The organism is Hartmannibacter diazotrophicus (genome assembly GCF_900231165.1).
GTDB lineage: Bacteria > Pseudomonadota > Alphaproteobacteria > Rhizobiales > Pleomorphomonadaceae > Hartmannibacter > Hartmannibacter diazotrophicus.
Genome location: NZ_LT960614.1, coordinates 1103144 through 1115443, shown reverse-complemented (window position 1 = coordinate 1115443; position 12300 = coordinate 1103144). Strand labels below are relative to the sequence as shown.

Sequence of the window (12300 nt, the reverse complement as noted above, 5' to 3'; positions counted from 1 at the left end):
ATGACGCGCTTCTGGCTTCCGCTCACCGTTGTCGCCGCGCTTGCCGCCGGCATCGTCGCCGGCCCCAACGCCTGGGGCAAGCTGGCCCTGCTGGCCGGCCAGCCAGCGCTGGCCGCGCACCTCATCGAGGATGAAGCCGCACGCGGCGTCGCGCTCTACAAGGCCGGCGACCACAAGGCGGCGGACGCCGCCTTCGAAAAGGTCGGCCGTGTCGCCACCTACGACCGGGCGATCTCGCTGGCGGCCACCGGCCAGTACGAATTGTCGGTCGCCTATTTCGACGCCGTCCTCTTCGCCAACCCGCATGACGACGATGCCCGGCGCAACCGCGAGATCGTGGCCAAGCTCGTCGATCCGGTCGTCGGATCGGGCCTCGGAGCCCACGGCGGCGTGCCGGCGAAGGTGATGGGCGTTGCGACCGGCGATCCCAACGACCCGGTCGTCAAGGGAACGCTGACTGACCAGCGGCATGTCTACAAGCCGCTCAATGCGCGCGGCATCGCGGCCAGCGAAGGCTGGCTGACGGGTCTCGTCGACGCACCGGGCGAATACCTGAAGAAGCGCCTTGCCGCCGAATACGACCGGCGCAAGGAGCTTGGCCAGATCACGCCGGAGGCAAGCTCATGGTGAGATGGCTCGCGACTGTCCTGTTTCTGATCAGTCTGTGCGGTTCGGCATTCGCCGACGGCCGGGACCGCCTCGAGGTCACCGTCGACAAGCCCAATCCGCTGCCCGGCGAAATGATCCTCGTCACCGTCCGCGGCGAATATGTCGAGGGCATCGGCCGCGAGCATCTGGAAATGCCGGCCTTTCCCGGCTTCAACTGGATCCAGCTCGAACGTGACAAATGGACCTCGGAAGGCACGGGGGCGAGCCTTCGCAAGGTGTTCGAGCGGCGGCTTGCCTTTTTCGCCAAGTCCGACGGCACACTCGTCATTCCGTCCTTCCTGCATCACGTGACCGTCGTCACGTCGGACAACAAATGGGTGGAGACGGAAACGCAGTCCGCGCCGGTGACGATCACGGTCAAGCCCCAGCCAAAGGTCGACGGCCGATGGATGCCGGCGAGCTCTGTCGAACTCACCGACGACTGGAGCCGCAACCCCGAAGCCCTCATCGACGGCGATAACGTGCGCCGGACGATCACGCTGAAGGTGCTCGGCGCCGACCCGGAACGGCTGCCGCCCGCGCCCGTCATCCGCGAGCCCTGGCTCATCTCCTTCACCGAGCCGGAACAGCGCGAGATTGTTCCGACACCGAACGGTCCCCTCGCCACGCTCACCTGGTCCTGGAAGCTCCGTCCGATCACCGGGGAGGTCGGCACGCTGCCGGCGGTGGACTTTGCCTGGTTCGACACAGCCACCGGCACGAGCCGCAATGCCGCGCTCGGTCCGCGCAGGATCGCCGTCGCCGGCTTCGGCACCAATGCGGCCGGCGTCTGGCCAAGCCGCTTCGCCTCGCCCTACGGGCTCCTGTTTGCCGCGGCCGCAGGGCTGATCCTGCCGCTCGGCATCCTGTTCTTCACGCTGAGGCCGCTTTCGCAGGGCGAGCGCATGGCGCTCAAGAGGGCCGTCCTTCGCCGTCTTCCGAGCCGCGACCGGCTCGCGCTGCGCATGGCGCTCGGGCGCGGCGACCTTGCCTCCGCCCGGCGCGCGGCGCTTTCGTGGTTTCAGCGGCAAAACCTTGACCGGGCCGAGCAGGCCCGACGTCTCTCGGATCTCGATGCCGTCCTTTTCGGCCACGAGGCAGCAGCGCCGGCACCCGATCGCGCACGTTTGCGGCGACAGCTTCTCTCCTGAAGTCCGACAGCAGGCCGCTCAAGGGCCGGTCCGGCAAAAGACCGGCGATCTTCTCGCCGATCCTTTCCCCGTCGCACGCTCAACGCAGGCCGGACGTATCCGCCTCGATCAGAGGCAGGGACACGTAGACACGCGTGCCGACGCCGGAACGCGACCAGATGCGAAGCGGATGACCGAGCAGCCGCGAAATGATCCCGACGATCGTCAGCCCGAGGCCGAGCCCGCCGGTGCTGCGCCGGGGATCGCCTCCGAGGAAGGGCGACATCGCGGCATCGTCCATGCCGGGGCCATCGTCGGCAATCTCGACGACCACCTCGCCGGCCCGGATGAAGGCGCCGACATCAACGCGCCCGCCACGGGTATGGCGGACGGCATTGCCGATCAGGTTGCCGAGCATCGTTGCCAAAAGCTTCGGATCGCTGTCGACGACAAGATCGGTTTCCTGGAGGATCAACTCGTTGCCGTTGGCCTCGGCGTGATGCCTCCAGTCCGACAACGCCGACCGAAGCACGCTCGCCAGCGCAAAACTCGATCTTTGCGGCCTCGCCACACGGTCGCTGGCGCGCGCGTCGAGCGCAAGCTGGACAAGACCGGCGTTCAGTCGTTCAAGCTGCTCCTCGAGCGTGTCCAGCGCCTTGGCGACACTTCCGTCCTCGGACCGAAGCCGCATCCGCTCCACCATCAAGGACATGATCTGAAGCGGGTGGCGGAGGTCATGACCGGCCGATGCCATGAGATTTCCACGGTAGTCGTGAGTTGCCCGCAGCGCTTCCAGCGCCCGGCCCAGTTGTTCGTCGCCGGAGGGAACCGAAGCGGTGTCTTCATCCTCCGGGGCCATGCGGAAGGCCGCGGCTTTCTCTTTGCGGGCAAAGGCCGAGGCGGCCATGGCTTCCACCGACCGACGGTTTGTCACGAGATAGTCGTACGAAGTCAGATCCAGATTCCTGCGCATTTCCATATCCTCGCCGCTCTCGATTCAACACACGTACGCAGCAACGGATCATCCCGATCCGACCCCGGCACGACTGTTTCAACAAGGAAAAGAATGGCGGGAAAACCGCCACCGCGCGATCATACAGGCGGCGTTCCGGCGACAGTCTTTCGTAGGTCGGCCTCATACATCGGTATGATGCCCGCGCGCGCCGACAGGGGATGCCGGGGACGGAAGAGGCCGGAAGCCGGTCGTCCCTGCCGCGACAGGATGATTTCTGGCCGACGCTGCAATTGGCTCTTGCGTTCGGCTCCCACGGCGGTTATACCGCGCCCACTTCAGCGCTGATTGCGCCCGCGCTCCCATCGTCTAGCGGTCCAGGACGTCGCCCTCTCACGGCGAAAACAGGGGTTCGAGTCCCCTTGGGAGTACCAAAATCTCCATACATCAATCACTTACAAGATCAGGCTATTCAAACCTGTTCTCGTATGTTCCCGTTTCTTGGCTACCCGGGATCCTGTGATGAAGGAGATTTCTGATGGCCCTACCCTGTTCAGAATCGAAAGCCGGCCATGCACGCGAGAAGGAAATTTACGACACGCTTCGCAGTGCCGGCGCAAGGGCCGTTGGCTTCATGGTCGACGATGAAGCCGAAAGCAACCTCTGCGAGTTCAAGCTCGGCGGCAGCAGCATCTCGGTCCCGATAGCGATCGCCGACTATGAGAAAGCGTGGTTGAAGGAAAACCCGCAGAGTTCCCGATCACATTCTTCCCTAAATGAACACAGGGCGAAGGCCCGCGAGTTGAAAGAGAGGGCCGCCTGGGCAGTGATGGCAGCCTCGATCAGGGCGCAGATCGCCATGATTGCCAACCGGAGTGTGACGTATAGATAAAGGAAAAAGGCAACGAGTAGATTTTCCATCCCATCCGAGACTATGAGAACGGGGGTCCTATTGCGGATGATGGTGCAGTAGGTCAGCACTGCCCGATGCGGCAGTTTTCTTGGCGATGCTGGCGGCTCGAAGCCTGTCGTAAAGAGCAATGTCAAAGCGATTATGGTGTCGGACGGCCGCAATATCATTCTCTGAGAACTGCACCGACCGATTCGTACCGACGTTTACCTCCCCCAAGCGTATGTCGCCCGCCCCAAGAAGTTGGCCTAGAGCCGCATCAAGATCAGGTCCATCGTCAAGGAAGCCGACAAATGAGAAATCCCTCTCGACATTGGCTATCGCCAACTCAACCGCATCGTTATCAAGTTTGCCTAGAGGGACTTTCTTCAGCAGCCCGCTCAAATATCGTGTGATGAGATTGTCAAAATCACCGTTGAGAGTCGTTTCTAATGCCTCCCTGATCGGGGGCAAGTTTTGGGACATCTGGAGAGCGAACCGGTAGTGAGATAGCACCCTCGATACCGGATCCCTCAAAACCGTTGCGTATGTCCAATTCCCTGGGAGAAGCCGATCGCACCCGTAGGCGATGTGTCCATGAACGCATTGCATCTGTGCCATTTGTGCGACTGGTAGATTAGGCAATCCGCGCCGTTCTGCTCCGGGGGGGATGACGTACAGAGAGCGCCCAAAACGGGCCTGCAACGCGACACCTAATGAGCTGCCACCGGACTTCGGAATATGTAGACTGATCAAATTGGTGCCTAAGAGTGAATTTCCCCCTTGCACCAAAAATGGCGTGGGGTCGCCTTTGACCGCTCCGTTCACCAGCATTTTTCCAGTTTCCAAGAGAAAATAAATGCTGTTAGCGCCCGCTAAAACAGACTCCGGCAACCTGTAGCTGAAGCCAAATACTCCGTCTCGTCCTTTTACCTTCTGCACGTCGCCGCGGTAGATGTACGGCTGTACACTCCCAATTACCGCCCCGTCCGCCATCGCGAAGATGTTCGGCATCCGGTCATGATACTCCGGGTCAATAGCCCACCCCACCGCAACCGCACCGTCTAGCCTATCCAAATGGCCATGTTGTTTTTTACTGCCGATCACGCCCCGTATCTCCCGCTCCCGTTCGCCAAACTAGCTAAACGACCAGACCACTTTTCCTATCATATGGCTCAGCGGGTCTCCAGACCTTGGATTGTAGATATGCCGGCACTCGCGGGACATCTCCGATAAGCTCAATTTTCTGCAGCGACGGAGGTGTTCATGGGCAAGGATCAACACGAGATCGCGCGCAAGCTTCGTATTCTGCAACACGCCGAAGAGACTGGTCATGTCGCGAAGACCTGTCGATATTTTGGCATTGCCCTCAGCAGCGTCTACCGATGGCGCGAGGCTTAGCGCAAGGACGGTGGGGCCGGTCTGGTGAACCGGCCACCAATTCCAAAATGGCGTGCCAATTGGACGCCGGTCGCAATCGAGGAGAAGGTCCTCCATCTCCGCAGCAAATACCACCTCGGCCCGATGCGGATCGTCTGGTAATTGGCGCGCTACCACGGCATCAATCTCTCAGAGGCAACGGTCTCCCGGATCCTCAAGCGCCATGGCTTGAACCGGCTGCCGCGTGGGACCCGGCTGCTGAAGGTGCACACGAAGCGATACTCCAAACAGGTGCCGGGCCACCATATCCAGATGGACGTCAAATTCCTGACGTTCAAAGGAAACGGGGGCGAGAAGATCCGCCGCTCACAGCAGCCATCGACGCGATCGTGCGAACGGACGCCGAGACGATCCTCGTCACCTCCTACGGCAAGCCATTCTCGGAGAAGTCTCTGACAGGTCGCATGGCCGACTGGACACGGGCCGCCGGACTTGAGCCTGGATGCATCCTGCATGATCTGCGCAAGACCTTGGGCCAACGCATGGCCGATGCCGGAGCCACCAGCCGGCAGGCGATGGCGATCCTTGGACACGACGATATCGAGCATGCCGAACTCTACTCGCGCGAAGCTGACTCTCTGCTGCTTTCCGTCGACGCGAAAGAGAAGGTTGTGAACCTGTTTGCACGTGGATAACCGGTTTGGCTAACCGCCCTGGCTAACCTGTGTGTAAGCGATCGATTTTAAATATTTAACCCACTCCCCTTGGGAGTACCAAATCCTCCTCAGTCTTCAATCGGCCTGTGCCCGTCCTTGACGGCGCGTATCTGGCCGATCTCGGCGACGACCAGATCGAGCAGTGCTCTCAGCCTTGGCAGACGCCTGAGATCGCGGTGATAGCCGACCCAGGTCGTCCGTGCCGGCGGCGGGAGCGGAGGGACAAGCCGCCGAAGGCCGTCCATACCGTCACCGAGCGGGCGCGGCAGGACCGCAAGGCCGACGCCACCGCGGCAGAGCGCGGCCTGCACATCCCGGCTGTTGCTGCGCATGGCGATCCGCGCATGGGGCAGCGTCTCGCGCAGCCACGCGACATCCGGCATGTCGCTGAAGGCTTCGTCCATCGTGACGAGGCAAACGCCCTCCCCGTCGCCATAGACCGGCTCGGCGATGCCCGCCGGCGCATAAAGACCGTAGTCGATGTCCACCAGCTTGCGGGAGACCACGTCCGGTTCCGTGAAGGGCTGGATGCGGAAGACGAGATCGGCTTCGCGGCGCGAGAGGTTGAGAAGGCGCTGGTCGGTCAAGAGCTCCACGACAACGCGCGGATACTGTCTTGCAAAGCCCGCCAGCAGCGGAGAGAGCACGTGCACGCCGAACCAGTCCGAGCATGAGACCCTGAGGAGGCCGTCAAGCTCCCGCTGGCTGCCGGAAAGCTGCCGCAGCATGCCGGTTACCTCGTCCTCCATGCGCTCGGCATGGGCCATGACTACCGCGCCCTCGTCGGTCAGCACGAAGCCATCGCTGGTGCGTTGAAAGAGGCTATGACCAATGGAGGTCTCGAGCGCCTTCAGGCGCCGGCCCATGGTCGGCTGGGTCAGCCCGAGGCTGCGCGCCGCCGCACCCAGGGTGCCTTCCCGCGCGATCGCCAGGAACAGCCGGACGTCGCTCCATTCCATGGGCGGCACGATCCTCTCCATGCAAATATGTATGATCTTCATGTATTTTATATGACTTCCATACAAATTCAAATGGATCAGTCTCCTGTCATCCAAACAGAAGGAGACACACTCATGCCAACCATGACAGCAGCCATCCTGGAAACCGCCAACGGGCCGTTCCGCCTTGCCGACATCGAACGCCCGGCGCCCAGCCCAGGCGAGGTTCTCGTGCGCATCAAGGCCAGCGGGGTCAATCCTCTGGACACGAAGATCCGCGCCGGCGCGGCGGCACACGCGAAACAACCGCTACCGGCGGTCCTCGGCATCGACCTTGCCGGCGTTGTCGAGAGTGTCGGCGACGGTGTCACAGGCTTTCGCCATGGCGACGAGGTCTACGGAATGACTGGCGGTGTCGGCGGCCACCAGGGATCCCTCGCCGAATTCGCCGCGGTCGACGCCCGCCTGCTGGCGCCCAAGCCGACACATCTTTCCATGCGGGAGGCCGCCGCCCTGCCGCTCGTCTTCATCACCGCCTGGGAGGGACTCGTCGACCGCGTCAAGGTCAGCGCCGGCCAGAAGGTGCTCGTCATCGGCGGTGGCGGCGGGGTCGGCCACGTCGCGGTCCAGATCGCCAGATCCTTCGGCGCCGACGTCTATGCGGTCGATTCCGCCGGCAAGGCCGACTACATCAGAAGCCTTGGTGCCATGGCGATCGACCACGCAGCCGAGACAGCCGGGGACTATGTCGCCCGCTACACGGAAGGCAAGGGGTTCGACGTCGTTTACGACACCATTGGCGGCGGAGGACTGGATACGGCCTTCCAGGTCGTCGCCCGCTTCGGGCATGTCGTCTCGAGTCTCGGCTGGGGGACCCATGCCCTCGCGCCCCTTTCCTTCAAGGCGGCCAGCTACTCCGGCGTCTTCACGCTGATCCCGCTTCTCACCGGCGAGGGCCGCGAACACCACGGCGAGATCATGCGCGAAGCAACGCGCCTCGCCGAAGCGGGCAAGCTGATGCCGCGGCTCGACCCGAGAAGCTTCACCCTGAAAACGGCTCTTGCGGCCCACAAGCTGATCGAGGACAGGCAGGCGACCGGCAAGGTCGTCGTCGATATCGCCTGAGCCTCCGACCGGCCTTGTCCTCCGCTCCCGCGATTTTTTGAAGAATTCCGCGAACGCAGATTTCGACAAGAAGCAGGCGGGGCCTTCTCCTACCTTGAAGACGTTCAAGAGAACTGGCTGATCTCCTCCCTGTCAGCCACGATGTCGGTCCCTCCCCTGGCCGCACATCCGGGACGGCGATGTTGCCTCGTCCGCTGTCCCTCAAGCGGCTGTCTTCCGGCCCCTCCCCCGGAAGACAGCCGCTCCTTTTGCTCAGGCGTGACAGCGGCATCCGGCCGGCCGACGGGCGTATTCGACAGGCCCGGGGCATGCCTCTCGAATAGCCTTCTCCTGCACAGATTATTAGCATTTTCTTCTATTCATGGCTGATTGACATGAATATAGCTATTGCTATATTTCACCCGATAAGCGGGAGCTGTGCAATGGCGGAGACCATGATGAGGCCGAGCCTGTCGGAACGGACCGATGCCCAAATCCGAGAGGTTCTGGCGGGGCGGCGCGGCGGCCCGCGATCGATCCTGCTCTTTGCCGGGCCGGCCGTCATCGCCTCCATCGCCTACATGGATCCGGGCAACTTCGCGACGAACATCCAGGCCGGTTCCGGCTACGGCTATTCGCTGCTCTGGGTCGTGCTCATGGCGAACCTGATCGCCATGCTGTTCCAGTCGCTCTCGGCCAAGCTCGGCATCGTCACCGGACGCAATCTGGCCGAGATGTGCCGCGACCAGTTTTCCGCGCCGGTCCGCTACACGATGTGGGTCATCAGCGAGATCGCTGCGATGGCAACGGATCTCGCCGAGTTCCTCGGCGGAGCGATTGGCCTTTCCCTGCTCTTCGACATGCCGCTAATCGCGGGCATGGGCGTAACGGCCGTCATCACCTACGGCATCCTGCTCTTCGAGGGCCGCGGCTTTCGCCCGATGGAACTGATCATCGGCGGGCTCGTCGCCGTGATCGGCCTTTGCTACGTCATCGAGATGTTCATCGCCCCGGTCGACTGGGGCGCGGCCGGCCTTGGCCTCATCACGCCGTCGATGCCGGACGCGACCGCCCTGACGATTTCCGTCGGCATCATCGGCGCGACCGTCATGCCCCACGCGGTCTACCTGCACTCGGGCCTGACGCAGCACCGTGCACCGGGCCGGGATGCCTCGGAACGCCGCAAGCTCGTGCGCTTTTCCAACATCGAGTGCGTCATCGCGCTCGCAGTTGCCGGCGCGGTCAACATGGCCATGGTGATCATGGCGTCGGCCGCCTTTCACGCCGGTCATGCGGAAGTCGCGGAAATCGAGACGGCGTATCACACCCTGACGCCGCTGCTCGGCGGGGCTGCCGCCGCCGTCTTCCTCGTGTCGCTGATGGCCTCCGGCATTTCGTCGTCCACCGTCGGCACCATGGCGGGACAGATGATCATGCAGGGCTTCGTCGGCTTCCGCATTCCGATCCTGATCCGCCGCCTTGTGACGATGCTGCCGGCCTTCGCGGTCGTCCTGATGGGCGCTGATACGACGGACGCGCTGGTCTATAGCCAGGTTGTCCTGTCCTTCGCCCTGCCGATCCCGATGGTCGCCCTCGTCCTCTTCACCCGCAATCGCGCCATCATGGGCGACTTTGCCAACGGTCGGCTGACCGATGTCGCCGCGATCGTCGGTGCGGCCGTCATCCTGTGTCTCAATGTCGTCCTGCTGGCCCAGACCTTCGGTATTCCCATTCCGGGTCTCGGCGCCGGTTGACAACAAGGCCCGCAGCGTTTCATGGGGTCGGTGAATTAAGTATAGTCTCGGCTAAACGTTATCGCACAGTTCCTGGTCGCTCCGAAGGTTGCCGTTCCGATGAAACCGCCCGCTTCTCCCGAATGCCGGTTGGCCTCGACCGAAGTCGAGACACATGCCGAAGCCTTCCAGAAAAGCCGCGACGCCCGGCGAACCGAGCTGATGGAGGACTATGTCGAGCTGATCGCCGACCTCATCGAGCACACCGGCGAGGCGCGCCAGACCGACATCGCCCAGCGCCTTGGCGTTACCCAGCCGACGGTCGCCAAGATGCTGAAAAGGCTCGTCGAGGAAAACCTGATCACGCAGCGGCCCTATCGCGGCGTCTTCCTGACCGAGGAAGGACAGCGGCTGGCGGCCACCACGCGCCGACGGCACGAGATTGTCGAGGCCGTCCTTCGCCGTCTTGGCGTGGACCCGGATACGGCGAGGAACGATGCCGAGGGCATCGAGCATCACGTCAGCGAAAAGACGCTGGAGGCCTTCGAGCGGTTTCTGCAGAAAGGGTGAGGAGGCCCGGTCCGCCCTCCTGTCCGACCACCGACCGACCCGAACTCGATCTGACGTAATGGGCCGCTAGCCGGCCGCGCTTCACGCCGTCACCGGGCTGCTTCAGCCACTCGGCGACGGTGCCCCAGTCCATGTCCGCCCCGAATGAGGGCATGCGGAAGTCGCTCATCGCTGACAAAGAGCGTTGATTCCGATCAATCTGGGCTTGTCATCGCATCGGCTCCGGCGGCGCGCGGCGGATCGCCGGCAAACCGGACGTCGATCTCCTCAGCGGTTGGCGTCAAGTGACGGCGGTCATGGGAGGACGGAAGACGTCGCCATCCGGCATCTCGACAAGCTCGACGACCCGGTCCAGCCCCGGAGCGGCCGCCGCCGAGCGACCGATGGCGATCACGGCGGATCCGGCCAACTCATGGTTCAGGACACCGCAGAGTTCGGTTCGTTCGGTGTGATCGACGGCACTCAGCGGGTCATCCATGATCACCCATTTCGGGCGATGGACGAGAAGGCGAGCGAAGGCCAGCCGCTGCTGCTCGTCGATGCGAAGCTCCTTGTCCCAGCGCTGGCGAACGTCGAGTTTCGCCAGCAGGTGGCCGAGCCCGACCCGCTCGATCGCGCTTCTGATCTCCGCGTCCGGGCAATGCTGGACGGAGAAGGGAAAGGCCACCGCCTCGCGCAGGGTACCGAGCGGCAGATAGGGCTGGTTGGGCAGGAAGAGCAACGCCTCCGGCTGCGGCAGCAGCACGCGTCCGCTGCCCCAGGGCCACAGACCCGCGACCGCGCGAAACAGCATCGACTTGCCGCTGCCCGGCGCGCCGATGATCACCAGCCGGTCGCCGGGGGCCATCTCGACGCATTGTTCTTTCAGGCGGACGCGCTTGTCCGGCAATGCCACCTCGAGCGTGTCGAGCATCAGAGTCCCCGCCGGGTGTCGCCCGAATTCAATGCGGCTCGCCCGGTCGCCGTCGGCTTCGAGCGCGGGCAATGCCAGACGCAGGGACATGACGCGAAGCAGCGTGGCACGCCAGTCGGCAATGGTGGAGAAATTGTCAACGAACCAGCGCAGCGACTGCTGCACCTGGAAAAAGGCGCCGGTGACCATCATCAACTGACCGAAGGACAGGGTGCCGTTGAAATAGCCCGGCGCGGCGACGATGATCGGCACGACCAGCGTCAGCCAGCCGTAGCCGGCGGTCACCCATGTCAGGTTGGCAAGGCCCCGGGCGAGCCGGCGCATGACCGCCAGAACCGGGACGAGCGCTGTTCCCGTCTCGATGCGGGCTTCCCGTTCGCCGCCGTAAAGGCCGATCGCCTCGGCGGATTCATCCACATGCACGAGGGAAAACCGGAAATCGGCTTCGCGGGCGTAGCGTTCCGCGTTGAGGGCGATGAGCGGCCGGCCGACACGCCATGTCGCCCACGAGCCCGCGATCGCATAAGCGAGAGCGCACCAGACCATGTAGCCTGGAACCTGCAGCGACCTGCCGCCGATGACCAAAACGACGTGTTCCGACAGCACCCAGAGCACGCCAACGAAACTGACGAGCAGCAGGGCGGACTGCAAAAGGCCGATGCCGAGATCGGCACAAAGCTCGCACAGATGCCGGCTGTCCTCCTGAATCCGCTGGTCCGGATGCCGGCCAACGTCGCCGGCCCAGGTCAACTGGTAGGCGCGGCGCGGCTGAAGCCATTCGTCCAGAATGTCGCTGCTGACGGCATCGCGCAGGTTGATCTTCAGGATCTCGCGCAGCCAGGTCTGGGCGACGCCCAGCGCCAACAGCACCGCGACGATCGCGACGAAGACGCCGGTCTGGGTGAGGAGCGCCTCGAGATGGCGGTCGTTCAGGGCGTCATAGAAGTCGCGCTGCCAGGCGTTGAGGCGGATCTGGCCGATGGTCGTGGCCCCGACGACGACGACAACGGCAGCAATCAGCAGATAGACGCGGCGACGGTTCGCTGCCTTGCGAACGGTTGCGACGAATGCCTTGACGTGCTGCGCGAGATCGCTTGCCGGTTGCTGCCTGCCCGGCGCTTCGTCGGCGCCGTGTCTCGGACCTTCCGGTCCAGGCGGGCCGCCGGCCGAGGTTGGCGGTGCGGTTTCCTCGTTTGTCGGCACCGCCGATCTCCACTCCAGTCTCCGACGGCGCCGATCATAGAGCATATTCGAGCGCCTCGCCCATGCCGGCACAAGGGGCCGTGCGTGACGAGCCGACCAAAAAGCCCGCCCGGTGTCCCGGGCG

11 protein-coding genes, 1 tRNA gene and 1 pseudogene are annotated in these 12300 nt (G+C 63.5%); 9 read left to right on the top strand and 4 right to left on the bottom strand.

Annotation, left to right across the window (positions count from 1 at the left end; translation table 11 throughout):
* Together HDIA_RS05190 and HDIA_RS05185 are read left to right on the top strand one after the other, a co-directional pair.
* Window positions 1-630, top strand: coding sequence for a tetratricopeptide repeat protein (locus HDIA_RS05190; RefSeq protein WP_099555008.1), 630 nt, complete (start codon window positions 1-3; stop codon window positions 628-630).
* Window positions 624-1799, top strand: a complete 1176-nt coding sequence (locus tag HDIA_RS05185; protein ID WP_099555006.1) for a BatD family protein — start codon at window positions 624-626, stop codon at window positions 1797-1799. Before HDIA_RS05190 ends, HDIA_RS05185 begins: the two co-directional genes overlap by 7 nt.
* Before the next feature lie 79 nt (window positions 1800-1878).
* On the opposite strand, the gene HDIA_RS05180 is transcribed toward HDIA_RS05185, so the two are convergent.
* Window positions 1879-2751, bottom strand: coding sequence for a sensor histidine kinase (locus HDIA_RS05180; protein ID WP_157775327.1), 873 nt, complete (start codon window positions 2749-2751; stop codon window positions 1879-1881).
* 337 nt (window positions 2752-3088) lie between these two features.
* Between HDIA_RS05180 and HDIA_RS05175 the strand changes: the two genes are divergently transcribed.
* Window positions 3089-3164: transfer RNA gene (locus tag HDIA_RS05175), tRNA-Glu, on the top strand.
* 104 nt (window positions 3165-3268) lie between these two features.
* Window positions 3269-3622, top strand: coding sequence for a hypothetical protein (locus HDIA_RS05170; protein ID WP_099555002.1), 354 nt, complete (start codon window positions 3269-3271; stop codon window positions 3620-3622).
* Between the two features lie 57 nt (window positions 3623-3679).
* Here HDIA_RS05170 and HDIA_RS05165 read toward each other — a convergent pair whose 3' ends face one another.
* A complete protein-coding gene (locus HDIA_RS05165) occupies window positions 3680-4726 on the bottom strand; it encodes a sulfotransferase family 2 domain-containing protein (RefSeq protein ID WP_099555000.1) in 1047 nt (348 codons plus the stop codon).
* A gap of 159 nt (window positions 4727-4885) precedes the next feature.
* Between HDIA_RS05165 and HDIA_RS25820 the strand changes: the two are divergent.
* Window positions 4886-5371 (top strand): annotated as a pseudogene (locus HDIA_RS25820) (helix-turn-helix domain-containing protein); the annotation flags it as partial.
* 17 nt (window positions 5372-5388) lie between these two features.
* Entirely contained in the window at window positions 5389-5694 is a 306-nt protein-coding gene (locus HDIA_RS25815; protein WP_425432924.1) for a tyrosine-type recombinase/integrase, read from the top strand.
* Window positions 5695-5783: 89 nt separating this feature from the next.
* On the opposite strand, the gene HDIA_RS05155 is transcribed toward HDIA_RS25815, so the two are convergent.
* Window positions 5784-6674 (bottom strand): LysR family transcriptional regulator, encoded by an 891-nt coding sequence (locus HDIA_RS05155; protein ID WP_099558713.1) that lies wholly within the window; start codon window positions 6672-6674, stop codon window positions 5784-5786.
* Between the two features lie 114 nt (window positions 6675-6788).
* Between HDIA_RS05155 and HDIA_RS05150 the strand changes: the two genes are divergently transcribed.
* The 3 genes from HDIA_RS05150 (at window position 6789) to mntR (ending at window position 10060) form a co-directional block, all read left to right on the top strand.
* Window positions 6789-7778: a zinc-dependent alcohol dehydrogenase family protein gene (locus HDIA_RS05150; RefSeq protein ID WP_099554996.1), complete on the top strand. Its 990-nt coding sequence runs from the start codon at window positions 6789-6791 to the stop codon at window positions 7776-7778.
* Window positions 7779-8200: 422 nt separating this feature from the next.
* Window positions 8201-9511, top strand: coding sequence for an Nramp family divalent metal transporter (locus tag HDIA_RS05145; protein ID WP_099554995.1), 1311 nt, complete (start codon window positions 8201-8203; stop codon window positions 9509-9511).
* Between the two features lie 99 nt (window positions 9512-9610).
* Window positions 9611-10060, top strand: coding sequence for a manganese-binding transcriptional regulator MntR (mntR, locus tag HDIA_RS05140; RefSeq protein ID WP_099554993.1), 450 nt, complete (start codon window positions 9611-9613; stop codon window positions 10058-10060).
* A gap of 280 nt (window positions 10061-10340) precedes the next feature.
* Here mntR and HDIA_RS05135 read toward each other — a convergent pair whose 3' ends face one another.
* Window positions 10341-12176 (bottom strand): ABC transporter ATP-binding protein/permease, encoded by a 1836-nt coding sequence (locus tag HDIA_RS05135; RefSeq protein ID WP_162292610.1) that lies wholly within the window; start codon window positions 12174-12176, stop codon window positions 10341-10343.
* Window positions 12177-12300 lie beyond the last annotated feature (124 nt).

Excerpts from the sequence above, each read along its gene's own strand:
- HDIA_RS05155 (WP_099558713.1), bottom strand. The coding sequence starts at position 6,674 with ATGGAATGGAGCGACGTCCGGCTGTTCCTGGCGATCGCGCGGGAAGGC.
- HDIA_RS05145 (WP_099554995.1), top strand. The coding sequence starts at position 8,201 with ATGGCGGAGACCATGATGAGGCCGAGCCTGTCGGAACGGACCGATGCC.
- HDIA_RS05180 (WP_157775327.1), bottom strand. The coding sequence starts at position 2,751 with ATGCGCAGGAATCTGGATCTGACTTCGTACGACTATCTCGTGACAAAC.
- HDIA_RS05190 (WP_099555008.1), top strand. The coding sequence starts at position 1 with ATGACGCGCTTCTGGCTTCCGCTCACCGTTGTCGCCGCGCTTGCCGCC.
- HDIA_RS05150 (WP_099554996.1), top strand. The coding sequence starts at position 6,789 with ATGCCAACCATGACAGCAGCCATCCTGGAAACCGCCAACGGGCCGTTC.
- mntR (WP_099554993.1), top strand. The coding sequence starts at position 9,611 with ATGAAACCGCCCGCTTCTCCCGAATGCCGGTTGGCCTCGACCGAAGTC.
- HDIA_RS05170 (WP_099555002.1), top strand. The coding sequence starts at position 3,269 with ATGGCCCTACCCTGTTCAGAATCGAAAGCCGGCCATGCACGCGAGAAG.
- HDIA_RS05185 (WP_099555006.1), top strand. The coding sequence starts at position 624 with ATGGTGAGATGGCTCGCGACTGTCCTGTTTCTGATCAGTCTGTGCGGT.